The organism is Rhodanobacter soli, assembly GCF_039523495.1.
Lineage (GTDB): Bacteria > Pseudomonadota > Gammaproteobacteria > Xanthomonadales > Rhodanobacteraceae > Rhodanobacter > Rhodanobacter soli.
The window spans coordinates 2784027-2807094 of sequence record NZ_BAAAFK010000001.1 but is presented as its reverse complement, the minus strand read 5'-3'; the positions used below and the strand labels follow the sequence as shown (position 1 = coordinate 2807094).

Annotated in this window: 19 protein-coding genes; 16 read left to right on the top strand and 3 right to left on the bottom strand. The window is 63.8% G+C overall.

Annotation, left to right across the window (positions count from 1 at the left end; all coding sequences use genetic code 11):
• Position 1: 1 nt before the first annotated feature.
• From ABD024_RS12845 to ABD024_RS12835, 3 genes are all read right to left on the bottom strand, one after another.
• Positions 2-916, bottom strand: coding sequence for a LysM peptidoglycan-binding domain-containing protein (locus tag ABD024_RS12845; RefSeq protein ID WP_343853273.1), 915 nt, complete (start codon positions 914-916; stop codon positions 2-4).
• 145 nt (positions 917-1061) lie between these two features.
• A complete protein-coding gene (locus ABD024_RS12840; RefSeq protein WP_343853271.1) occupies positions 1062-1340 on the bottom strand; it encodes a 2-hydroxyacyl-CoA dehydratase in 279 nt (92 codons plus the stop codon).
• Between the two features lie 244 nt (positions 1341-1584).
• Positions 1585-1902, bottom strand: coding sequence for a hypothetical protein (locus tag ABD024_RS12835; RefSeq protein WP_343854765.1), 318 nt, complete (start codon positions 1900-1902; stop codon positions 1585-1587).
• Between the two features lie 1046 nt (positions 1903-2948).
• Between ABD024_RS12835 and ABD024_RS12825 the strand changes: the two genes are divergently transcribed.
• Genes ABD024_RS12825 through ABD024_RS12750 form a run of 16 tightly spaced genes read left to right on the top strand, consistent with a single transcriptional unit; the run spans position 2949 to position 23065 of the window.
• Positions 2949-4388 (top strand): TIGR03013 family XrtA/PEP-CTERM system glycosyltransferase, encoded by a 1440-nt coding sequence (locus ABD024_RS12825; RefSeq protein ID WP_343853269.1) that lies wholly within the window; start codon positions 2949-2951, stop codon positions 4386-4388.
• 18 nt (positions 4389-4406) lie between these two features.
• Positions 4407-5030 (top strand): XrtA/PEP-CTERM system exopolysaccharide export protein, encoded by a 624-nt coding sequence (locus ABD024_RS12820; protein ID WP_343853267.1) that lies wholly within the window; start codon positions 4407-4409, stop codon positions 5028-5030.
• A gap of 53 nt (positions 5031-5083) precedes the next feature.
• A complete protein-coding gene (locus ABD024_RS12815) occupies positions 5084-6673 on the top strand; it encodes an XrtA system polysaccharide chain length determinant (protein WP_343853265.1) in 1590 nt (529 codons plus the stop codon).
• Positions 6670-7578: a P-loop NTPase family protein gene (locus ABD024_RS12810; RefSeq protein ID WP_343853263.1), complete on the top strand. Its 909-nt coding sequence runs from the start codon at positions 6670-6672 to the stop codon at positions 7576-7578. Before ABD024_RS12815 ends, ABD024_RS12810 begins: the two co-directional genes overlap by 4 nt.
• Complete coding sequence (locus tag ABD024_RS12805; protein WP_343853261.1) at positions 7579-9120, top strand: TIGR03016 family PEP-CTERM system-associated outer membrane protein; 1542 nt, start codon at positions 7579-7581, stop codon at positions 9118-9120.
• Between the two features lie 7 nt (positions 9121-9127).
• On the top strand, positions 9128-10192 hold the full coding sequence (locus tag ABD024_RS12800) for an XrtA/PEP-CTERM system-associated ATPase (protein ID WP_343853259.1): 1065 nt from the start codon (positions 9128-9130) through the stop codon (positions 10190-10192).
• Positions 10189-11100, top strand: coding sequence for an XrtA system polysaccharide deacetylase (locus tag ABD024_RS12795; protein WP_343853257.1), 912 nt, complete (start codon positions 10189-10191; stop codon positions 11098-11100). The genes ABD024_RS12800 and ABD024_RS12795 overlap by 4 nt, the downstream gene beginning before the upstream one ends.
• Before the next feature lie 13 nt (positions 11101-11113).
• Complete coding sequence (locus tag ABD024_RS12790) at positions 11114-12175, top strand: FemAB family XrtA/PEP-CTERM system-associated protein (protein ID WP_343853255.1); 1062 nt, start codon at positions 11114-11116, stop codon at positions 12173-12175.
• Between the two features lie 3 nt (positions 12176-12178).
• A complete protein-coding gene (locus ABD024_RS12785) occupies positions 12179-13432 on the top strand; it encodes a TIGR03087 family PEP-CTERM/XrtA system glycosyltransferase (RefSeq protein WP_343853252.1) in 1254 nt (417 codons plus the stop codon).
• Positions 13429-15000: an exosortase A gene (gene xrtA / locus ABD024_RS12780; RefSeq protein WP_343853250.1), complete on the top strand. Its 1572-nt coding sequence runs from the start codon at positions 13429-13431 to the stop codon at positions 14998-15000. The genes ABD024_RS12785 and xrtA overlap by 4 nt, the downstream gene beginning before the upstream one ends.
• The gene (locus tag ABD024_RS12775) at positions 14997-16193 is read left to right on the top strand and encodes a TIGR03088 family PEP-CTERM/XrtA system glycosyltransferase (RefSeq protein ID WP_343853248.1); all 1197 of its coding nucleotides are present in this window, start codon (positions 14997-14999) and stop codon (positions 16191-16193) included. Before xrtA ends, ABD024_RS12775 begins: the two co-directional genes overlap by 4 nt.
• Before the next feature lies 1 nt (position 16194).
• Positions 16195-18144, top strand: coding sequence for an XrtA/PEP-CTERM system amidotransferase (locus ABD024_RS12770; protein WP_343853246.1), 1950 nt, complete (start codon positions 16195-16197; stop codon positions 18142-18144).
• Positions 18141-19460: a glycosyltransferase gene (locus ABD024_RS12765; RefSeq protein WP_343853244.1), complete on the top strand. Its 1320-nt coding sequence runs from the start codon at positions 18141-18143 to the stop codon at positions 19458-19460. Before ABD024_RS12770 ends, ABD024_RS12765 begins: the two co-directional genes overlap by 4 nt.
• Positions 19457-20758, top strand: a complete 1302-nt coding sequence (locus ABD024_RS12760; RefSeq protein ID WP_343853242.1) for a TIGR04063 family PEP-CTERM/XrtA system glycosyltransferase — start codon at positions 19457-19459, stop codon at positions 20756-20758. Before ABD024_RS12765 ends, ABD024_RS12760 begins: the two co-directional genes overlap by 4 nt.
• The gene (locus tag ABD024_RS12755; RefSeq protein ID WP_343853240.1) at positions 20748-21953 is read left to right on the top strand and encodes a carboxylate--amine ligase; all 1206 of its coding nucleotides are present in this window, start codon (positions 20748-20750) and stop codon (positions 21951-21953) included. The genes ABD024_RS12760 and ABD024_RS12755 overlap by 11 nt, the downstream gene beginning before the upstream one ends.
• The gene (locus ABD024_RS12750; RefSeq protein ID WP_343853238.1) at positions 21950-23065 is read left to right on the top strand and encodes a hypothetical protein; all 1116 of its coding nucleotides are present in this window, start codon (positions 21950-21952) and stop codon (positions 23063-23065) included. The genes ABD024_RS12755 and ABD024_RS12750 overlap by 4 nt, the downstream gene beginning before the upstream one ends.
• Positions 23066-23068 lie beyond the last annotated feature (3 nt).

The following is a 23068-nucleotide window of genomic DNA, read 5'->3' as shown; positions in this document are numbered from 1 at the left end:
GTCAGTACTGCTTGAGCCGCTGCTTGAGCTCGCGCGCCCGGGTGCGGTAGACGATGGCCGGCTCGTAGTCCGGTGCGATCGTCAGCACCCGGTCCCACAGCGCGATGGCCTGGTCCAGTTGCTGGTCGCGGTACAGCACGATCGCGCGCTCGTGGTACGAGTCCAGCAGCTGCGTTCGCAGCGCGGTCGCCCCGGCCCCAGTCGGTTTCAATCGCGGGTCGATGGCCAGCGCCTGGTCGAGGCGGGCGAGCGCCTGCTCCTTGTGTCCCTGGCCGAGCAGGGACACGCTTTCGCTCTGCAACCGGCGCGCCTCTGCCGCTGGCGGTTCGGTACCGCGCACGATCGCCGTGGGCAACATGGTGGCGGCCGGCATCATGCCTGCAGCCGCGGTGTCGCTCGCGGCAGTCAGCGGCATGTGCAGTGTCTCGCCGGCGCGCAGCATCGAGGGGTTGGTCGAGCCGTTGTAACGGGCCAGGATCAGGAACCGGTTCGAGTCGCCCAGATAACGGCCGGCCAGGGTGCTGTAGGAGTCGCCCGGCTGCACGACATGCGCGCGCCAGCGCTCGCCCAGTACCTGGCGGGGATCGGCGGTGAGCTGGTGCAGCATGGCCTGCGCTGCGCGGTCACCCGGATGCTGTTTCAAATACTGTCGAAGGGCATGCTCACCCTCGGCGTAGTGACCAAGCTGGAGCTGGTTGCCGATGATCGCAGCCAGCGACGGCTCCCGGGACGTTCTTGCCGGTGTCGGCGATACTGTCTGCGGTTGCGATGGAGTGACCACCACCGAAGAGTACCCACGTGGCGGGGCGCAGCCGCTCACACCCAGCGCAGCCAGGGCTACGGCAATCAGCAACGCCCGAGCCCCCTGCTGCCGGACGCTGGCGCTAGGCGGCAGCGTGTGGGTGTCGATTTGCATGCTCATCGTCCGGCAGTCCCCTGTTGCAGCATCCGTCCCGGAAGGGTGGTGCGCACCGTCGGCAGCGCAGTATAGCTTCGGTCAGCGGGACTGCCGCGGCGCGGCCGCACAGTTTGGGGCACGGGAGACGGCCCGTCCGGCGCGCCTACGACTTGCGCGTCCGCCGGGGCTTCGCCTGCGCCGCCGCGATCAGCTGCTGCAGGTAGGCAATACCCTCTTCCTCGGGGAAGAACGCCACCACGTCCGCCACGCTCAAATTGTGCCGGTTGCGCAACACCAGGAACTCCTCCCGCGCCATCGCCAGCCGTTGTGCCGCGGCGGCCTTCTTGCCGAGCGGCTTGGCCGGCTGCTGCTTTTCAACCTTGCGTTCGAGCTTGGCGAGCTCTTCCTGGAACTGGCGGAAGTCGTATTTCTGGGAGGTCATGAAGTAAGGGCACGATCGATGGGTAGCCCGATTTTCGCACGTCGGTGCGCTGCGGCGCAGACGCGACGCGTTCGGCACCGACCATGCCTGCGTGCCGGCAGCGGTGCCTTCGTTTGAGGCTGGTGTCAGCCTGCCCGGATTCGAACCATGGCGAAACACCGGACAGCGCGTGCGGTTGGTCGGGATCGAGTTGCAGCGATGGCGCATCGTGGCAGGGTGTTGCACCCACCGCGGAACCGACGGCTCAGGCCGTCACCCGCTGCCTGTTGCGACGAGGCATCGGCACAGGGGCGCTGTCCCGCGAATCGCGTGCGGCGCTGTAGGCCTGCGAAAAAAGCGTGGCGAATCGTTCGCCTGAACCCATCGGGTGTCGCTGCGGGGATGCCGGATCCTTCTGCACGACGGTGAGGCGGAGGGGCGCCTTGGTCGCGGCAGGTGGTGCGGCAGTCTCGCCGGCGTAGCTTGCCAACGTCTTGCGGCATCTCGCGTATCGCTGCCGCAGCCGGTCGGCCAACAGCCGTTGTGTACTGCCTGCAATGTCCTGCTTGAGATCTTCATCCATGGCGACTTCTCGAAAAGTGGTTCGAGGCATGGCAAAGCAGCATCCGTGCCAACGCGTGTAACTGTGATAGTCATCACGCAACAGAATGGATGGGGCATGATAGTGGCGAGCGCCGCGCCTTGGTGCAGAACGGCCTGGTATGGCGGGCCTGGAGGCGCACAGACCAGGTTCTGGCCGGCCGGATTTTCCCGTGGCGAGCCGGCGCAGGTGCGGCCTGGATCTGCGCAGCGGAACACCATGCGTCCCCGCCGGCGGATGATCGACGATACAAAAGTTGTCGACGAGTGACCCGGAGCGCCCAAGTGCCGCGATCGCAGCCTGCGAACTGTCGTTGTGGCGGTGGCCGACGACCCGGCAGCGAGGCCTGGCTGCCGCAGGCTCTCGTCCATTCGTGTCGCCAAGAGCGGGGGCGAGAGCACGATGGAAAGGCTGTCGCGCGCTTGCGCCTTCGCAGAGCCCGCTGCGGAAACAGCCTTCCTCGGCCGCCGACAAAAACGGCCTGCATTGCTGCAAGCCGTTGCTGCACATGGTGGCGGGGACGGAATCGAACCGCCGACACGGGATTTTGGAATGGTTTGGCCCAACGTTCGCCTCAGTACACGGCGGCAAGGTGCTGCGGAAGGAGCGCTCAACCATGTTCGGCGATGAAGCCGAAGTGGGCATGAAGGGGGAAGAATCGTGGGTGTCTCGCCGACCATGCCTTCACGTTCGGGTGTCTGTGCATAGCCAGTGGCCGCGGGTCGGCTGCAGGGGTTTCTCTTTCGGCGTGCGTCGGTCAATCAGGCGCAGAAACCCCAGCCACTCGCCGTGCCGGTGTTGCGGTGCGCGATCACCTTCCCTCACCAGCGTTTTCACGGGAAGGTCACTTGCTCAAGGCTAAAGAAGCAAAAGTGCAGCGGTCTGAACCCGAGTGACAGCAGTTCCCGGTTAAACAGCTCGGGTCCAAGGCGCATCGCGCGCGCGATTATGTCACACAAGATCGCCAAAAAACGTGACTTGTTTCACATTTAGAGTATAAGGGTGGTCCGCTTCCGTCGCGATCAGTCATGCGAACGGAAGAATTCGTTGCTGCGGGAGGCGCAGAGATGTACGGATTATTCCGATTCCGTGCGCTGCACTGGCAATTGCTGCTGGTGTCGGCCGAGTTTGTACTGCTGGTGGCGAGCGTCTATGCCGCGGTGGTGCTGCGTTACCTGGGGGATGTCGACACCCAGGCTGCGTTCCGCGAAGCGCTGCATTGGCGTGGGCTGCTGGTGGCGATGGTGCTGATTGTCTCGATGGCAGCGCTGGGGTTGTACCAGGTCCATCTGCGGGCGGGCTGGCTCGGGCGGCTCAGTCGGCAAGGCGTTGCCTTCATGCTGGGTGGCACCGCGCTTACCGTGTTGTATTACGTGGTTCCTCCGGCGTATCTGGGCCGCGGGGTTCTGGGCATCGCGCTGATCGTCGGCTACTTCGTCGTGGCGTTGTGGCGGATGGCGTTTCTGGGTTTCGTGGACGCCGACCTGTTCAAGCGCCGCGTGGTGATGTTCGGCGCCGGCGAGCGCGCCGCCGAGGTGAGCCGCAAGATGCGCCGAAAGAGCGATCAACGCGGGTTCAGGGTGCTGGGTTACGTGCCGGTTGGTGCCGATCCGGTATCCATCTCCGCGCCTTTGCTGCTGCATCCCTACGGGAACTTGTACGAGTGGGCGACCCGGCTTGGCGTGGACGAAATCGTGGTGGGGCCGGACGATCGTCGCGGCACCTTGCCGGTGGACGCGTTATTGGAGTGCAAGCAGAACGGCATCGCAGTGACCGAGCTCACCGAGTTTTTCGAGCGCGAGGCCGGCAGGATCAAGATGGATCTCACCAACCCCTCGTGGCTGATATTTTCGGGTGGCTTCCACAGCTCCCCGATGCGGCGCACGATCAAGCGAGCCTTCGACGTGGCCGTCGCCGCGCTGGTGTTGCTGGTGGCATGGCCATTCATGCTGTTGACGGCCCTGGCCATCCGGCTGGAGTCAGGTCGCGGTGCGCCTGTTCTGTACCGCCAGGAACGGGTTGGTGAAAACGGCGAGCCGTTTTTGATGATCAAGTTCCGCAGCATGGGCACCGATGCCGAGCGCGATGGGGTGGCCCGTTGGGCCAGCAAGAACGATGGCCGGGTGACCCGGGTCGGGCATTTCATCCGCAACACCCGGCTGGACGAGTTGCCGCAGCTCTGGAACGTGCTGTGCGGCGACATGAGCATCATTGGTCCGCGCCCGGAGCGGCCGCAGTTTGTGGACGACTTCAATACGCGCATTCGCTACTACCGCTTGCGCCATTGCGTGAAGCCGGGATTGACCGGCTGGGCTCAGCTGCACTACCCGTACGGTTCGTCCCTGGAGGACGCCGAGCAAAAGCTGAATTTCGATCTGTTCTACGTGAAAAACCACAACCTCGTGTTTGACCTGAGCATCCTGGTCCAGACCGTGGAAGTGGTGCTGTTCGGACGTGGCGCGCGCTGAAATCGGGGAGAACAAGCGATGAAACCGCTACCGGGAAATTACGTCTTCTGGCTAGTGATGGTGGCCGGCTTGCTGCTGCTTGGTGGTTGCAGCAGTGCACCGACTATCGATGGCCCGGCCGCGGCGCCGCCGCCGGTGGAGCACTACATCATCGGTCCGGGCGATTCGCTGGAAATCTTCGTGCGCGACAATCCCAGTCTGAGCACCAGCGTGCCAGTGCGCCCCGACGGGCGTATCTCGATCCCGTTGGTGCAATCCATCGTGGCCGCCGGCAAAACTCCGGACGAATTGGCTGGCGACCTGGAGAGCGCGTTGAGCCGCTACGTCCGTTCCCCGCTGGTGACCGTGATCGTCAAGAGTTTCGTCGGCGCCTATAGCCAACAGGTGCGCGTCGTCGGGCAGGCAGCGATGCCCAGGGCGGTGCCGTACCGCAGCGGCATGACCCTGCTCGACGTGATGATCGAAGTCGGTGGCCTCACCAAATTTGCCGCTGGCAACGATGCGAAGGTCGCGCGCCGGCTGTCCGACGGCAGTGAGCAGACCATCCCGGTGCGGCTCGGCGACCTGATGAACGGCGCGATCAAGTACAACGTGGTCATGCACCCCGGCGATATTCTGATCATTCCGCAGTCATTGCTTTGACGCGACGGGCGCGAGTGCATGGCGATCGTCAATGACCTCGGGGAAGGGAAGTGATGCAGAAACAATCGATCGATTTGCGTGAGCTGTTTCAGCATGTGCTGCTGGAGGCACGCGCCACTTGGCGCTACCGCTGGCATGCGCTGATCGTCGCGTGGTGCGTGACGATCGTCGGCGCGCTGCTGGTGTTCAGCCTGCCGAACAAGTATGCGGCCAATGCCCAGGTGTATGCCGACACCGAGGCGTTGACGAACCCGCTGCTGCGCGGGGTTGCGGTACAGCCAGATGTGCGTGGGCGCCTCCAGATCATTACCCAAACGTTGCTTTCGCGCCCCAATCTCGAAGCAGTAGCAGACAGGACCGGGCTGTCTCTGCGCGCCACGACCCCGGCAGAAAAGGATGAGTTGTTGGTGAACCTTGGTACTGCCGTCACGGTAAAGGGCGCTGGCGCCAAAGACCTCTACGACCTGAGCTATGTCGATCCAGACCGGCAGATGGCGCAGAAAGTGGTACAGGCGTTCCTGCAGATTCTCATGAACGACACGCTGGGCGCGAATACTGCGTCCACCGAGACGGCGCAGAACTTCCTGCAGCAACAAGTCCAGGCTTACGCCAGCCGGCTGAACGAGGCGGAGCAGAAACTTGCGGATTTTCAGAAGGCCAACGTCGGCTACATTCCGAGCCAGGGTGGCAGCAATTATTTCACGCGCCTGCAGGAGGCCGAGACCCAATTGCAGAACTTGCAAGGCCAGTACGATGCGGCCGTCGCGGGTCGCGCGACCACCCAACAGCAGATGCGCGACATGGCAAGCAGCAGCTCGACTTCATCGGGAATCGATCCGCGCACCCAGGAGGTCGACAAGCAGATTGCGGCTTACCAGCAGCAGCTCAACCAGCTGTTACTGCGTTATACGGATGAATACCCGGACGTGATTTCCACCCGGCGCATGATCGCGCAACTTCAGGCACGGCGCGAAGCGCTGCTGAAGAATGCGCCCGGGACCTCGATGATGGGCGTGGTCTCGGACAACCCGGTATACCAGGAGATGCAGAAATCCATGTATTCCACCCAGGTCAGCATTCAGACGCTGGCCACGCAGGTCGCTCTGCAGAAACGGCAGATTGCCGACCTCAAGGGCAATGTGGACAAGATCTCCGACGTGCAAGCCACCTTGCAACGGCTTATGCGCAATTACGACGTCACCAAGAAACAGTACGACCAATTGGTGGAGCGTTTGAACACGGCCGAACTGTCTCAGGACGCAACGCAGAGCGGCAACAATCTGAAATTCCGCGTTATCGATCCACCGGTCGTTCCGCCGCTGCCGGTGAGCCCGAAACGCGGGCTGTTGTTATTGCTGGTGCTCGTGCTGGCGCTCGCTATCGGCGGCGGGTTTGCGTATTTCCTGCATAAAATAAATCCGGTGTTCGTGAGTCTCAAGAGTTTGCGGGAGTACGGCGATTATCCCGTGCTCGGGGCGCTCAGCTTGATCGTGTCGCCGTCGCGGCGCCGCGATCAGCGCCGCGAGGTGGTCGGGTTTTGCACCGGGGCTGGTCTGCTGGCCGTGGTGCTGGTGCTGGGGTTCGCCTTTGACGGACAGCTTACCCAGCTGGTGCAGCATTTCTTCGTGGTGGGGGCCGCATGAGCATCGTTGAGAAGGCAGTCGAGAAGCTCAAGACCTTGCAGCCTGAACCGCCGGCATCGCCACCTGTCGAGGCGGAAATACCGCATTCGGCGTCGACAATCGAGCGTTTGTCCGGCAGGGCGCGGGCGGTGGAGCAAGCCACAGAAACCGCGCCGCTCTGGCACGTGGATCAGATGGCGCTCGAGCGCGCGGGTTTGCTCCCCGCTGGCGACGAGGCGAACGATCGGCTCGCGGATGAGCTGCGCCGCGTCAAGCGGCCATTGATGGACAATGCCATCGGAAATGGCCCCAAAGTATTGGTGCACGCAGAGCGCATCGTGGTGACCAGCGCGGTGCCGGGCGAAGGCAAGACCTTTACTGCGTTGAATCTTGCCCTGAGTCTGGCGCGCGAGATGGATTTCGAGGTGTTGCTGGTGGACGGCGATATACCGAAATCCCATATCACCCGCGTTTTGGGGCTCGGCGGGCGGCCCGGCCTGATGGACGTGCTGGTGGACGAACGACGCCAGCCCGCCGAGGTCATCGTGCGAACCGATGTACCGAATCTGCTGGTGGTGCCGGTAGGGGAACGCCATCCACTGACCGCCGAGTTGTTCGGCAGCCTCCGCATGGAATACGTACTTGAAGAATTTGGCGGCCGGAACCCGCACCGTCTGCTGGTATTTGACTCTTCGCCCTTGCTGGCGACTTCGGAGTCGCAGGTGCTGGCTTCCCACATGGGCCAGGTTGTTGTGGTGGTAGCCGCAGGTCGCACAGGTCAGCATACGGTCAATTCGGCTATGCAAAGTTTGAATGACTCGCAATATGTCGGCCTGATTCTCAATATGAGCTGCTTGCCGGCAAGTGAGAACTACTACAGCTACTATGGCCTGTATTCCCGGGGCCGCCTTGCCGGGGAAGCCTAGATGCGTGCCCTGTCGGCGTCGGTTGTCTTGTCGTCGATCACCCTGGGCGGCTGGTTGGCCGGGGCTGCAGCCCAGAACGTGGATGTCGGGACGCCGCCTGCGCCGAACTCAGTCCCCGGCGGACTCGCCGGGAGCTCCGAGAATCTGCCACCGGGCGTCATCCCGCAGCCGAGCATCGACTCTCCGGGGGTGGTAACGGGCGTCACGCTCGGTGAGTTGTACACCGATAATCTCATGCTTGCGGCCAGCGGCAAACCGAAACAAACGAGCTGGATCACCGAGATTCAACCGTTCATCAAGTCGGCCTACAGCGGGCCGCGGCTTTCCGGAGTGTTTGACTACACGCTCACCGGATATCTGTACAAGGGGCAATCGCGCCATAACCAGTTGGCGCAAAACCTCGTCACTCACGGCACGCTCACCCTTCTTTCGCAGCACTTCTTCCTCGACGGCAGTGCGTTGTACGGACGCGAGGTCATCAATAATGAATTGCCGGCCGGATCCGGCACGTTTTTCCTGGACAATAACAGCGCCAATGTCGCGCGAGCCACGCTCAGCCCGTACTGGGTCCAGGACCTTGGCAAAGTTGGCACCGCGATGCTGCGTTACAGCTACGGGCGCGTTTGGTACAACACCAAAGGCATTCCCGCGCAAAACAACGATTTGTTGATCGGCATATCCGACATCACCAGCAATGCGCTGCAGTTCAACCTTGTAAGTCCACAGTACGAAACGTGGAGTTGGAATTTCGGCTATTCCGATCAGCGTATCGAGTTTGATTCCGGCCGCAATTCGCGTTTTGCGATGGCCAAGCTGGGCGCTGCCGTGCAGATCCGTGACAACGCCAGCTTGCTTGCCGACGTCGGCAAGGAAAACAAGTTCCTGGCAGATGGTTCGGTGGACAGGCTGGGTGCGAGCTTCTGGGACGCCGGTGTCGAGTGGTCGAATACGCTGAATAATTTCAAGATACTGGTCGGGCACCGGTTTTATGGTCGCAGCTACCAGTTGTCCTGGACGCGTACAGCCGCCTTGCTGACGACGGCCGTAAGTTATGTGGAACGACCCACCGACCTCAACCAGCAGTTGCTGGGAGAGGGAGTGGACGCTATCCCGTCACTCGGATTCCCGGTGATTCCCTCACTCAGGGAGCAGCGGGTTTACCTTATGAAGCGCGCCACCGCGTCGGCGGCCTACGAGATGCCCAAAGGCATGTTGCGGGTGACGTTATACGACGAGCGGCGCACTTATTTTCTGTTGGGCAGCGCTCAGGAAAGAGTGGCGAATGCGGATGTCACCTGGCTGTTCAATATCGGGCCGTTCACCACGTTGACCCCGACTTATGGCTGGCAGCGTTACCAGCACCAGGATGGGCAGACCAACTACAACCAGTACGCGCAACTGGCGGTCGTGCATCAACTCAACCCGAAAAATTTCGCCAGCCTGCGGCTGCGCCGTAATTCCCGCAATGTGTCTACCGGATCGGCAGGCGCGCAGGGATACCGCGCGAACGTGATTTTCCTGCAGTTCACTCACCTGTTCTGAGGACGACATGTATCAGGCATTTTACAAGCTGCGTGGCAAGCCTTTCCAATTGACCCCGGATCCGGGAATGCTGTTTCCCAGCAAAGGTCACAAGCGCGCCATGGCGTATCTGCTCTACGGTTTCGAGCAGGGCGAAGGCTTCGTGGTGATCACCGGCGCCGTCGGAACCGGCAAGACGCTGCTCATCCAGAAGCTGTTCGAAGCACTCGCGCATCGCAACATTGCCGTAGCCAGCATCGCCTCGGCCAATCTCGATGGCGACGATATATTGCCGGCCGTGGCTTCGGCGCTTGACCTGCCTTATGAGGGGCGCAGCAAGGAGGCCCTGCTGCAGGATGTGAAACGGCACCTGATATCGCTGCACGCCCGTTTGACGCACGCCCTGCTGGTGGTGGACGAGGCGCAAACGCTTACCCCGGCGGCACTCGAGATGCTGCGCATCCTGTCGAATTTCGAGTTCAAGGGCCGTGCGCTCCTGCAGATATTTCTTGTCGGCCAGACCGAACTGCGGCGCATCATCGTCAGCAACCACATGGAACAGTTGCGCCAGCGCATCATTGCCTCGCACCGGCTTGAGCCAATGAGCGAGGAGGAAAGCCGCGCGTACATCCTGCATCGCCTGCGTGCCGTCGGCTGGAACAACGACCCGGAACTGGCGCCGGAAATTTTTAGCGGGGTCTACCTGGCCAGTCGCGGGATCCCGCGCAAGATCAATCTCGTCATGGACAGGCTGCTGTTGCACGGTTATCTGGAAGAACTGCACGACCTGGACCAAGCGGCGCTCACCGTTGTGCTCGACGAAATCCACGAGGAGATGGGCGGTGTGCCGCCGTCACTGGAAGCGCCCGCCGCACCCCAGGACCTGGATCTGGCGCGTGCCGCCGCGCCGTCAAGACGGGAAAGCAGACTTGCCGCGCTGGACCTTGAACGCAACAAATTCATGTTGCAATTGATGCGCGAAGAGGTCCGACGAAGGGAAGCACTGCTGGCCGCGTCGTCGCAGGCACCCGTCGAGGACGAGGCAATGATTGCCGACGCGCGGTACCCGCGTTCCGGGCAGGAAGGCAAATGAGCACGGCGTCACCACGGCTCGAGCCCGTCACCAACGCCATGACGGTGGATGTGGAGGACTATTTCCAGGTGGCAGCCTTCGAAAAGTGCATTCGGCGCGAGGATTGGCCGGACTGGCCCGTTCGCGTCGAAGGCAATACCCGGCGCGTGCTGGAGCTTTTCGAACGTCACAGTGTGCATGCCACCTTCTTCGTGCTTGGCTGGGTGGCGGAGCGCTTTCCTGTGCTGGTGCGCGACATCAGCGCCGCCGGCCATGAGATCGCAAGCCACGGTTTCGGCCACGAGCGTTTGACGAATCTGAGCCCGGCGGAGTTTCGCGACAGCATTACGCGCACAAAACGTCTGCTTGAGGACGTCACCGGTACCGCGGTGTATGGCTACCGGGCGCCCAGTTATTCCATTGGACCCACCACGTTGTGGGCCCACGAGGAATTGCACGAAGCGGGTTACCGCTACAGTTCCAGCATCGTGCCGATCCATCATGATTTGTACGGCATGCCGGCGGCACCGAGATTTCCATTTTTTGCGAAGCGCTCCGGCTTGCTCGAAATCCCGGTGACGACGGTGCGGTTATGCGGGCGCAACTGGCCGTGCGGCGGCGGCGGTTATTTCCGCCTGCTGCCGTATGTGCTGTTCAAGCGCGGCCTGCGACGCGTCAACCGGCGCGAGCGGCGCTCCGGCGTGTTCTATTTTCATCCATGGGAAATGGATCCGCAGCAGCCGCGGGTGCCCGGCGTGACGCTGAAGAACCGGGTGCGCCACTATTTGAACCTGACCCGCACGGCGCCCCGGCTCGAGCGGCTCGTGCGCGACTTCCGTTTCGACCGCATGGATCGGGTATTTCTCGCCCGCGCCCACGCCGACTATCCGGTGGTAGCGCTGCAGACCGCCGAACTCTGTGCGCATTGAGAGGGCCTGCGACATGCTCGACCGTGCGGACGACAGTCATTCCGCCGACCCTTGCACCGTCAAGCGCTTGGGAAGGGGCGACGAGCGGCGCTGGGACACTTTTGTCGAGAGTGCGTCGCGAGCCACGTTTTTCCACCGGGCGGCCTGGCGCGGGATCCTTGAGCAGGTGCTTGGTCACCGCTGCCACTATTTGTACGCGGAACGGCATGGGGTCATCACGGGCGTTCTGCCACTCACCGAGATGCGCAGCCGGCTGTTTGGCCACGCGCTGATTTCAACGCCGTTTTGCGTGTATGGCGGGGTGGTGGCGGGCGACCCGGACAGCGAGGCACAGCTCACCCAAGCCGCGACCGCACTCGCCGACGAGCTGCGCGTCGACTATCTCGAACTGCGCGACCGCGAGTTGCGCCACCCCGCCTGGCCGGTCAAGGATCTGTACGTCAGCTTCCGCAAAGCGATCTGTCCGGACCACGACAAAAATCTCAAGGCGATCCCGCGCAAGCAGCGCGCCATGGTGCGCAAGGGCGTTGGCGCCGGCTTGCAAGCGCGCCATGACGGCAGCGTTACCGAGTTTTACCGGGTGTACGCCGAGAGCGTGCGCAATCTGGGCACGCCGGTGTTGTCGCGCAATTATTACGTGAGCCTGCAACAGGCGTTTGGCGAGGATTGCGAGGTTACCGTAGTCACCCACCAGGGGCAGCCGGTGGCCGCGGTCATGAGCTTCTACTTTCGCGATGAAGTGCATCCGTATTACGGCGGCAGTGTGGCGCGTGGCCGTGATCTCGCGGCCAACGATTTCATGTACTGGGCGGTGATGCAACGTGCGGTGGAGCGCGGCGCCCGGCTGTTCGACTACGGCCGCAGCAAGCAGGACAGCGGTTCCTATCACTTCAAGAAGCATTGGGGCTTTGAGCCACAGCCGCTGCCCTATGCCTATTACCTGGTGCGTGCCAGGACGGTTCCCAATATCAGTCCCACGAACAGCAAATACAGTCTGTTCATCGAGGCTTGGAAGCGGCTGCCGCTGCCGGTGAGTTGTGCGCTGGGCCCATGGCTTGCGCGGGATCTGGGTTAGCACATGCAATCGGTACTGTTCCTCTGCCACCGGCTACCTTGGCCACCCAGCAAGGGCGACAAGATCCGCTCGTACCACGTGTTGCAGCGGCTCGCCGAACGCTACCGCGTGTATCTCGGCACGTTCGTGGACGATCCGGCTGACTGGCGACACCTTGCGCCGGTCGAGGCCTTGTGCGCCGAGGTGTGTGTTCGGCCCTTGCCGCCTTGGCGTGCGGGCTGGCGCGCGCTTGCCGCGCTGACGCGGGGTGAAGCGCTTACCGTTGGGGTTTACCGCGACCGCGTGATGCGCCACTGGGTCGAACGGTTGTTGGCCGACCACAAGCTGGAGCTGGCCTTGTGCTATTCGTCTGGCGTGGCGCCATTCGTCATGCGGCACACCCAACTGCGCCGGGTCATGGATTTCGTGGACGTGGACTCCGACAAATGGCACCAGTATGCGCAGCAGGCCCGCGGTAGCGTGAAGCGCATGCTGTACCAGCGGGAAGCGCGGCGGCTGGCAGAGTTCGAGCGCACGATTGCCACGCAATTCGACGCCAGCGTGTTTGTCTCGGAAGCCGAAGCGGCGTTTTTTCGACACCTGGTACCGGAGTCGGCCGGCCGGGTGCACGGCATCCCCAATGGGGTGGATGCCGTGTATTGGGATCCGCAACGAGCTTGTTCCAGTCCCTACCGACCGGGGGAACGGGTGGTGGTGTTTGTCGGTGCCATGGATTACCGCGCCAACGTGGATGCGGTGTGCTGGTTCGCGCACGAAGTCTGGCCGCGGATTGCCGCCCGGCGGCAGGACGCCCGCTTTTACATCGTGGGGAGCAGGCCGACAGCCGCGGTCCGCATGCTGGGCCAGCTCGCGGGCATTACGGTTACCGGGCGGGTGGAGGATGTGCGGCCGTACCTGGCGCATGCACATGCCGTGGCGGCACCGTTGCGGATTGCGCGCGGCATTCAGAACAAGGTGCTGGAGGCGCTGGCCATGGAGAAGGTGCTGCTGGCGACGCCTGCGGCCTACGCCGGCGTCGCGGATTTCGCGGGTCGCCAGGGCTGCATCGATGAATCGCCCGAGGTCATGGCGACGGAAGCCCTGCGCTGGCTGGATGCACCGCAAGTCGTGCGGGTGCCGGCGGCCCGCGCCGAGGTGCTGTCCCGCCATGACTGGGCGCGCAGTCTCGACACGTATGAAAACGTGCTGTGCAATGCGCAGCCCGGTGCAGCCTCCGTGGGTGCCGTGGGCACTGCCGGGTTGGAGGCGTGCCCATGAGCAGCAGGCCGCTTGCCGCCATGGCTGGCTTTTCCGCGCGCACTTCCGGCTGGACACTGGCTGCGGCCGCATTCGCCGTCGCCGTCGTCGTGCTGATGGGCTGCTACTGGCAGACCGTGCAATCGCTGGTGTGGACCTGGGATCACGATGGAACCTACCAGTACGGCTTTCTGATCTTCCCGTTGAGCCTGTGGACGGCATTCAATCTGCGCCATCAACTCCAGGCGAACCCGCCGGTGCCGAGTGTCTGGGGCCTGGCAGCGGTGACTGCGTTGGTGTTTGTCTGGTATGCCGGCCGCGTGCTCGACATCAATCTGGCGCAGCATTTCGCGTTCGTGGCGCTGTTTCCGGCGCTGGTGCTGGCCTGCTGGGGATGGCGCGCGCTATGGGTGTTGACGTTCCCACTCGGCTATCTGGTGGTGTTCGCGGTTCCCTGGGGCGACGCGCTGGTGGGGCCGCTGCAGGACATCACGGCGCATTTTGCAGTGCGTGCGCTGGAGCTGACCGGCACACCGGTCCTGCTCAACGGCCGGGAGATCATCACGCCCTCGGCGGCATGGATGGTGGCCGATGCTTGCAGCGGCGTGAAATTCTTCATCGCGTGCACTGCACTCGGCTGCCTGTATGCCTACCTGATGTATCAGCGCTGGTGGAAGCGGGTGGTCTTCGTGGCACTGGCGGCGGTGGCGCCGGTCGTCGCGAACGGCTTGCGGGTGTATTTCACCGTGCTGATCGGCGAGACCTGGGGGCTGGAATACGCGACCGGCACGGACCACATGATCTTTGGCTGGCAGTTCTTCGGCACGGTACTGGTGGTGCTGCTGCTGGCTGGCTGGTTTTTCCGCGACCCACTCGTGGTGCCGGAGCATCCCCCCGCACATGGCGGCATGCCTGCCAGTGCGCGCACCGTGGTTTGGCTGGCGGCGGTGGCGCTGTTGATCGCGGGTCCGGTCCTGGCCACCGGACTCGTGGCACCGGCACCGCCGGAAACCATGCACTTGACCGCACCAGCGGTCGCGGGCTGGAGTGGGCCACAAGCTGCCGCGGACGGCTGGCGGCCGATCTTCAAGGGGGCGGCGGGGCAGGTACGCGCGTCCTATCAATCGGCCGCCAGTGGTGATGTGGTCGAGTTGTTTCATGCCATCTATACCGGCAAGCCACGCCGCGGACATACCCTGATCACCTACGGCAACGATCTCTACGATCCGGCGCACGCGAAAATCCTGAGTCGTGCCAGCCGCCAAGTTGAGCTCGCCAACGGGTGGAGCACGACGGCCGGAGAGCTGCGGCTGGCCGGTGTGACCGGCTCGCGGCTGGTGTGGTACTGGTATTGCGTGGATCGCCGCTGCACCCGCTCGCCGGTGTTGACCAAGTTGCTGCAAGCGTGGGGTGTGCTGCGCGGGCAGGTACCGCAATCTTCGGTGTGGGCATTGTCGTCGTCGGTTGCCAGCGACGATGTCGATCGGGTGCGGACGAGGTTGCACGCCTTTGCGCAGGCGCTGCCCGCGCCCGGCACGTCGGATGTGCAGGCGCCGCGGCCAGCCGATCTGGCGGGGAGCCAGCCATGAACGAGCGGCCGCTGATCGTGCATGTGCTCTACGGGCTGGACACCGGTGGCATGGAGCGCGTCGTGGTGTCGCTGATCAACGCGACGCATGATCGTTACCGCCACGCCGTGATTGTGCTGACCGGCTTCGGAGCATTGCGGCACGAAATCGCGAATGCGGCCATTGCATGCGTGTCGCTCGAAAAGAAGCCGGGCAAGGACTGGCCCTGCTATTTTCGATTCTGGCGCGCGCTGCGCGCGCTGAAGCCGGACCTGGTACAGACTTACAACATCGGGACGCTGGATCTGGCGCCGGTCGTGAAACTGGCCGGCGTACACCGACTGGTTCACGCCGAACACGGACGCGACGCTGCCGATCCGGGTGGCGACAATCGCAAATACCACCGGCTGCGGCGTTGGATGGCGCCGCTGGTTGGGCGATACGTCGCGGTGTCACCGGACTTGCGAATCTGGCTCACGCAGCGTGTGCGCATTCGATCGTCCAAGGTGACGTATATCGCGAACGGAATTGACGCGGCGCCGTTCGATGTGCCGCGCATTCGGTCCGGGCCACGCAGACAGCTGGGCGATTTTGCGCCGCCGGGCACCGTGCTGGTTGGCAATGTGGCACGCCTCGACAAGGTCAAGAATCACGCGGGTTTGCTCCTCGCGTTCAAGCTTTTGTGTGAAGAAGACGGGCGAAAAAATGCCACATGCCGTTTGATCATTGCCGGTGACGGGTCGCAACGCGGGGATTTGGAGCAGCAGATTGTCCAGCTTGGCTTGACGGAAACGGTGCGGTTGCTCGGCAACCGCGGTGATGTGGCGCAACTGCTGGCGGAGTGTGATGTGTTTGCCTTGTCTTCCGTTGCCGAAGGCATGCCGATCACCTTGCTGGAAGCCATGGCCGCCGGGCTGCCCGTGGTCGCCACCGACGTTGGGGGCGTCGCCTCGGTGGTCGAGGCCGGGGTGACCGGTACGCTGGTGCCGGCCGGCGATCCGCACGCCCTGGCGACGGCTCTGCGCGCCTACGTCGCAGATGAAAAACTGCGGCGTCGGCATGGCGACGCCGGGTGCGCGCGCGTCGCTGCGCATTTCAGTTTGCGCGCCATGGTGTCCGCGTATGTCGCACTGTACGACGAACTGCTGGGTCGGCAGACGGGCGCCGTACAGCCACGCATGATGTCCGGCTTGACCGGGCACAAGGAGAATTGACGTGTGCGGTCTGACCGGAATCGTCTTGTCGCAGCATGCCGGTGTGGATGAAAGGGTTCTGCTGGCCATGCGGGATGCGCAGCGGCACCGCGGACCGGATGCGGCCGGGCTGTATATCGGCCAGGGCGTGGGTCTGGGGCATCGTCGCCTGTCCATCATTGATCTGGACAATGGGCGCCAGCCGATGGTCGATGAAGCGGCCGGTCTGGCGCTGGTCTATAACGGCGAGCTGTACAACTTCCCATCGCTCAAAGCCGAACTGGAAGCGCAGGGCGTGGTGTTTCGCAGCCGTTGCGACACGGAAGTACTGCTGCGTGCCTGGCAGCGGTGGGGTGAAGCCTGCCTGACGCATCTGGTTGGCATGTTTGCGTTCGCGATGTGGGAAATGCGCACGCAGCGCGTCTATCTGGCCCGCGATCACCTTGGCATCAAGCCGCTGTACTACGGCTTCACCGGCTCCGGCGATCTGGTGTTCGCTTCCGAGCTCAAGGGACTGCTGGCGCATCCCGGCGTGGAACGCCGGCTCGATCCGCAGGCGTTGGAAGATTATCTCGCACTCGGCTACGTGCCGGATCCGAAAAGCATCTATTGCGGAATTTTCAAACTGCCGCCCGGTCATTGGTTGAGCTGGCACGCCGGCGAACCAGAACCGATCCCCCGGCAATATTGGGATGTGCCGTTCAATCTTGCCGCCGACATGACTGCGGATGAGGCTGCAGCGCAGCTCCACAGCCTGCTGGACAGCGCCGTGGCAGACCAGATGATTGCGGACGTGCCGCTCGGCGCGTTTCTTTCCGGCGGCGTGGATTCCAGCGCCGTGGTGGCCAGCATGAGCCGGGCATCACCGCAACCGGTGCGCACCTGCTCGATTGGTTTCGACCGCAGCGGTTTCGACGAGACCGTCTATGCGCGGCGCGTGGCCGAGCATCTGCATACGCAGCATTTCGAGAGGCGGGTCAGTGCCGATGATTATGATCTGCTCGACACGCTGGCGACGGTTTACGACGAACCGTTTTCCGACAGCTCGGCGCTGCCGACGTACCGCGTGTGCGAGTTGGCGCGCACCCAGGTGACCGTGGCGCTGTCCGGTGATGGTGGCGACGAGAATTTCGCCGGCTACCGGCGCTACCGCCTGCATGCGTGGGAAAGCGGGCTGCGCGCGCGCTTGCCGCTGGCGTTGAGAAAGCCGCTGTTTGGTTTATTGGGCAGCATCTATCCCAAGGCGGACTGGGCGCCGCGCCCGCTGCGCGCCAAGACCACGCTGCAGGCCCTCGCCGGCGACGATGTGGAAGCCTATTTCCATACCGTCAGCACCACCTCGGCGGCGCTGCGCCAGCAGCTGTACAGCGCGAGCTTCAAGCGCGAACTGCAGGGTTACAGCGCACTCGCCGTGTTCCGCGCCCACGCCGGACGCGCGCCCACCGATCATCCGCTGCTGCTGGCCCAGTACCTGGACTTCAAGACCTGGCTTCCCGGCGACATCCTGACCAAGGTGGACCGGGCCAGCATGGCGCACAGCCTGGAGGTCCGCGTACCGCTGCTCGATCACCGTCTGGTCGAGTGGGCGTCCTCGTTGCCGCCCGGGTTGAAGCTGAGAGGAAGTACCGGCAAATACATCCTCAAGAAAACTCTCGAAGCGGATTTGCCGTACGACGTGCTGTACCGGACCAAGATGGGTTTCAATGTGCCCTTGGCGGCATGGTTGCGTGGCCCGCTCGCGCAGCGCGCTCGGGACGCCTTGCTTACCGGAGCCATTGCTGAATGCGGGTATTTCGAGCCGGCCATGCTCGATCGGCTGGTGCGGCAACATGCGGCTGGCCGGCGCGATCACAGCGCGACGCTGTGGAGCCTGCTGATGCTGGACGCCTTTCTGCGCCGCATGCAGCAGCCCACTGCCGCAGCCCCCGCCGAGCCGGCGCGCAGGGTCGTGGCCGCTGGGGCACAGTCATGAAGACTGCATCGGTCAACGGCGTGGCCAGCGGCGTCCTGCCGTCAGCTGAAGCAACCTTCCACGCGGCGTGGCGGAGTGCCGGAGCCAGAGCTGAAGCGGGTGGCGAACGCAAGATTCGCCTGCTGGTATTCACCAGTCTGTACCCGAATGCCGTCCAGCCGCGCCACGGTGTATTTGTCGAGGAGCGGTTGCGCCACCTCGTGGATTCCGGCCGGATTGCCGCGACCGTTGTAGCGCCGGTGCCATGGTTTCCGTTTCGGCATCAGCGCTTCGGGGCCTACTCGGCATTTGCCAGGGTGCCTGCGCAGGAGCAGCGCCATGGCATCCAGATCAGCCATCCCCGCTATCCGGCCATTCCGAAACTGGGCATGAGCATCGCGCCAGTGCTGATGTATCGCGCCCTTCTGCCGGTCCTCCGGAAACTGCAAGCCAACGGGACCGACTTCGATCTGATCGATGCCCACTACTTTTATCCGGATGGCGTGGCTGCAGCGCGGCTTGGCGCGGCCCTGGGCAAACCGGTGGTGATCACCGCGCGCGGTACCGACGTGATGTGGATCCCGCACTATCGTCGACCCAGAGCGCAAATCCAGTGGGCAGCAGAGCGCGCCGCTGCCATCGTGGCGGTATCGCAGGCGCTGAAGGACAAGGTCACCGCCTTGGGCGTGGACCCCGGGAAGATTGCGGTTTTGCGCAATGGCGTTGACCTTGATCGTTTCGAGCCACGGGAGCGCACAGTGATCCGTGCCAGATTGGGTCTCACGGGTCCGGTATGGTTGACCGTGGGCCATCTGGTCGCGCTCAAGGGTGTGCACATCGCCATCGCGGCGCTGGCGCGCGTGCCGGATGCGACGCTGTTGATCGCCGGCGAGGGACCGGAACAGGGCAAGCTGCGCGGCCTGGTGGAACAGCTTGGTCTCCAGGCGCGCGTGCGGTTGCTTGGGGCCATCTCCCACGCGGAACTGTGTGACTACTACAACGCGGCAGACGTGCTGGTGCAGGCATCGAGCCGTGAAGGCATGCCCAACGCCGTGCTGGAATCACTGGCCTGCGGTACGCCGGTGGTGGCCGCGCCGTTTGCCGGGATCGGCGAATTGCTGGATGCGCCGGAAGCGGGGGAGATCGCCGCACAGCGCAGTGCCGAAGCCATTGCCGCAGCCTGGCTGCGGTTGCGGGACCGGGCACCGACGCGTGCCGCCACCCGCGGCGTGGCGGAGCGGCTGGGGTGGCAGCCGGTCGTGGAAGCGCAGCACGCACTTTATGCGCGGGTACTGTTGGCCGCTGCAGGTGGCGCGGCACCCGGAGCGGAGCCATGAACGACATCCTGAGCGTTGCGCAGCGCCGGGCTCGGCCGGGGACGTCGGCTGACCGGCCGTTGCGTATCTTGCACGTGCTCGACCATTCGCTGCCCTTGCACAGCGGTTATACCTTCCGGACGCTCGCCATCCTCGGGGCGCAGCGTGCGTTGGGGTGGGAAACGATGCAACTGACCGGCCCCAAGCAGGGCTGCGACCGGCAGCGCGAGGAACATGTCGGCGACTGGATGTTCTACCGCACCCCGCCGGCGCCCGGCTTCCTGGCGAGGTTGCCGCTGTTCCAGTATCGCTACCTGATGCGCGCATTGCAGACCCGGCTCGCCGAAGTGGTGGACAGCGTGCATCCGGACATTCTTCATGCGCACTCTCCGGTGCTGGACGCGTTCCCCGCGCTCGCGGTGGGCCGGGCCGTCGGCATCCCGGTGGTGTATGAAGTCCGTGCGTTCTGGGAAGACGCTGCCGTCGACCTTGGTACAGCGCGAGAGGGCGGGGCGCGATATCGGCTGACGCGCGCGCTGGAAACCCGGGCCCTGCAACAGGCAGACGCCGTGACCACGATCTGCGACGGCTTGCGCAGCGACATGCTGAAGCGCGGCATTTCCGCAAACAAGATCACCGTCATTCCCAACGCCGTGGACATCGCCCAATTTCGATTCACGGCCACCGCCGATGCGGAGTTGCTGGAGAAATATGGACTCACGCGCGGGAACACGCTGGGGTTCGCTGGCTCGTTCTACGCCTATGAGGGGCTGGATGTGTTGCTCCGGGCCATGCCGCCGGTGCTGCGCGCCGTGCCGCAGACACGCCTGCTGTTGCTGGGTGGTGGACCGCAGGACGCCGATCTGCGGGCGCTGGTCGCCCGCCTCGGCCTCGAGCGCGTGGTGCATTTCGTCGGTCGTGTGCCGCACGGCGAAGTCACTCGTTACTACGGCGCCATGGACGTCATGGTCTATCCGCGTATCTCGCGACGGTTGACGGAATTGGTGACGCCGTTGAAGCCGCTCGAGGCGATGGCCATGGGCAAGCTGGTGGCCGCCTCGGATGTCGGCGGCCACCGCGAGCTGATTCGCGACGGCCACAATGGCCATCTTTTTTCCGCAGGATCGGCCGAGGCCCTCGCGCAGTGTTTGATCAAGCTGCTGAAGACTCCCGCGAGCTGGGACACGGTGATCGCCAATGGGCGGGAGTTCGTCGAGCGCGAACGCACCTGGTCGGCGAGCGTGGCACGCTACCGCGGCGTCTATGGCGACGTGCTCGACCGTCACGGTCGCAACGCAGGAGCGGCGCGTGACCGCTGATACGCCCGCCGTGGTACTGGGCGCCGGAGCCAATGGCTTGGGCGTGGCGCGCAGCCTGGCGCGCGCGCGGGTCCCGGTCTGGCTGCTGGATGCCGACATGCGTCGCGCGGAAATGCATACCCGTGCGGCGAAGCCGTTGCAGATACGTGCGACGCACGGTGAAACGCTGGTCGAAGACCTTGTGCGCCTCGGTACGACGCAATTTTCCGGTGTGCGCCCGGTGTTGTTCCTGACCCAGGAGGAAAGTGTCAAGACCATTTCGCATCATCGCGATCGCCTGTCGGCTCTGTACCGATTCAGCCTGCCGCCCATGGAAGTTGTGGACACGTTGCTGCACAAGGAGGGGTTCCAGCGTCGAGCCGAACAACTCGGCAGTCCCATTCCGCCGCTGGTGCACGTCCGCGTGCTTGCGGATCTGCCCGCGCTTGGGGAGCTGCATTATCCGGTGGTGGTCAAGCCTGGCGAGCGGAATGCGGCATATGCACAGCAGTTCAAAAAGGCTTACCGCGCTGGCAGTGCGGCGGAAGCGGTAGCGTTGATTCGCCGCATCCTGTTGGTGATGGCAGACGTCGTGGTGCAGGAGTGGATCGAGGGACCCGATTCGAATATTTATTTCTGTCTGCAATACGTTGATCAATACGGCCAGGCTGCCGGATCTTTTGCCGGACGCAAAATCCGTTCCTGGCCACCCCAGGTGGGCGGTACGGCCAGCTGTGTAGCCGCCCCCGAAGTGCATACGGAACTTTCCGCCATGACCACCCGGTTTTTCCAGGCCGCAGGCGTGGTCGGCATGGCCAGCATGGAGTACAAGCGCGACACGTGCAGCGGCGAGTTCCGCATGGTGGAGCCAACGATCGGCCGTACCGATTACCAGGAAGAAGTGGCAACCTTGAACGGCGTCAATCTGCCGTACGCGGCCTGGTGTTCGGAGTTGGGTCTGCCGCTTCCGCCGCCTGCCGCAACAAAACGACCAGTCGTATGGCGGGTGCGCTCCGAGGACGTGCAGTCCGCAGCTGCCCAAGGCCAGCGCATCACCCAGGGCTATCCGCGCGGCGGGCAGGTGGCCGATGCTGTGTGCCGGTGGAGTGATCCCATGCCGTGCCTGGTGCAAGCCCTGCGGCATGTCCGTCGCGCGCTGCTCAGCCGTACTTCGAAGACGATGCCGGGATCACCGGTAGCCGGGAGCAAGCCATGAACGTGGTCGCGAGACTCCTGTCCAGACAATGGGGGCGCCCTGTCGTGGACGCGCAGGGTGGATTGCAAGCTGCCGCCGAATGGCTGGCGCGCGCCCAGGACGCCACCGGTTGCGGCGGCGTCAGCGCCTATTACGATGCAACGAAGCGGCAATGGGCTGGTGCCTATCCGGAAACCACCGGTTACATCATTCCAACCTTCTTGCGTTACGCGGAGTTTTCCGGTCAACGCGAGTACCGGGAGCGCGCCATCCGCATGGCCGAGTGGGAAACCGCCATCCAGCTTCCTGAAGGGGGCGTGCGTGCCGGCACAATGGACGCAACGCAGATTGTGCCGACCATCTTCAATACTGGACAGGTGTTGTTTGGCTGGCTGTCCGCGTGGCAACAGACGCAAGACGCGCGCTTGCATGACTCGGCGAGGCGTGCGGCCGATTGGCTGGTGGCTGCCCAGGATCCTGACGGCGCATGGCGTCGCTACGCTTCACCCTTTGCCGGCCAAGGCGCGAATACCTACAACACCCGCGTGGCGTTTGCGCTGGCCAAGGCCAGCCAGGTCTTGCAGGAGCCGCGTTATCTGGATGCGGCGGTGCGCAACGTGCAGTGGGCACTTACCCAGATGCAGCCCAATGGATGGTTGCAGAACAACGATCTGGAAGACAACGAGCGGCCGCTCACGCATACCATCGCCTATGCGACGCGCGGCATTCTGGAAGTTGGATCGATCGCTGCCGACGGTGTCCTGATCGAGGCTGCGGCGCGCGTGGCGCAGGCCGTTGCGGGCACCCAGCGCCGTGATGGGGCCTTGCCCGGGCGGTTGGATTCCACCTGGCAGGCGGCGAGCCGCTGGACCTGTGTGACCGGCAATGCGCAAATGGCCATCATCTGGCGTCGTCTGGCGGCGGAAACCGGCGAGCACGCCTGGAAGGCGGCAGCGGAACGCGCCAATCGCTTCAATCTGTCCATCCAGAAGGTGACGGCGAGCGACGAGGCAGTGCGTGGTGGCATGCCGGGTTCGCATCCGCGGTCGGGCGACTACATGAAAAACCGTTATCCAAACTGGGCCGCCAAGTTCTTCATGGACGCGCTCATGTTGCAACTGCAGGCAGGCTAGCGC

Coding starts and splice junctions, on each gene's coding strand:
- ABD024_RS12845 (WP_343853273.1), bottom strand. CDS start 916: ATGCAAATCGACACCCACACGCTGCCGCCTAGCGCCAGCGTCCGGCAG.
- ABD024_RS12840 (WP_343853271.1), bottom strand. CDS start 1,340: ATGACCTCCCAGAAATACGACTTCCGCCAGTTCCAGGAAGAGCTCGCC.
- ABD024_RS12835 (WP_343854765.1), bottom strand. CDS start 1,902: ATGGATGAAGATCTCAAGCAGGACATTGCAGGCAGTACACAACGGCTG.
- ABD024_RS12825 (WP_343853269.1), top strand. CDS start 2,949: ATGCGAACGGAAGAATTCGTTGCTGCGGGAGGCGCAGAGATGTACGGA.
- ABD024_RS12820 (WP_343853267.1), top strand. CDS start 4,407: ATGAAACCGCTACCGGGAAATTACGTCTTCTGGCTAGTGATGGTGGCC.
- ABD024_RS12815 (WP_343853265.1), top strand. CDS start 5,084: ATGCAGAAACAATCGATCGATTTGCGTGAGCTGTTTCAGCATGTGCTG.
- ABD024_RS12810 (WP_343853263.1), top strand. CDS start 6,670: ATGAGCATCGTTGAGAAGGCAGTCGAGAAGCTCAAGACCTTGCAGCCT.
- ABD024_RS12805 (WP_343853261.1), top strand. CDS start 7,579: ATGCGTGCCCTGTCGGCGTCGGTTGTCTTGTCGTCGATCACCCTGGGC.
- ABD024_RS12800 (WP_343853259.1), top strand. CDS start 9,128: ATGTATCAGGCATTTTACAAGCTGCGTGGCAAGCCTTTCCAATTGACC.
- ABD024_RS12795 (WP_343853257.1), top strand. CDS start 10,189: ATGAGCACGGCGTCACCACGGCTCGAGCCCGTCACCAACGCCATGACG.
- ABD024_RS12790 (WP_343853255.1), top strand. CDS start 11,114: ATGCTCGACCGTGCGGACGACAGTCATTCCGCCGACCCTTGCACCGTC.
- ABD024_RS12785 (WP_343853252.1), top strand. CDS start 12,179: ATGCAATCGGTACTGTTCCTCTGCCACCGGCTACCTTGGCCACCCAGC.
- xrtA (WP_343853250.1), top strand. CDS start 13,429: ATGAGCAGCAGGCCGCTTGCCGCCATGGCTGGCTTTTCCGCGCGCACT.
- ABD024_RS12775 (WP_343853248.1), top strand. CDS start 14,997: ATGAACGAGCGGCCGCTGATCGTGCATGTGCTCTACGGGCTGGACACC.
- ABD024_RS12765 (WP_343853244.1), top strand. CDS start 18,141: ATGAAGACTGCATCGGTCAACGGCGTGGCCAGCGGCGTCCTGCCGTCA.
- ABD024_RS12760 (WP_343853242.1), top strand. CDS start 19,457: ATGAACGACATCCTGAGCGTTGCGCAGCGCCGGGCTCGGCCGGGGACG.
- ABD024_RS12750 (WP_343853238.1), top strand. CDS start 21,950: ATGAACGTGGTCGCGAGACTCCTGTCCAGACAATGGGGGCGCCCTGTC.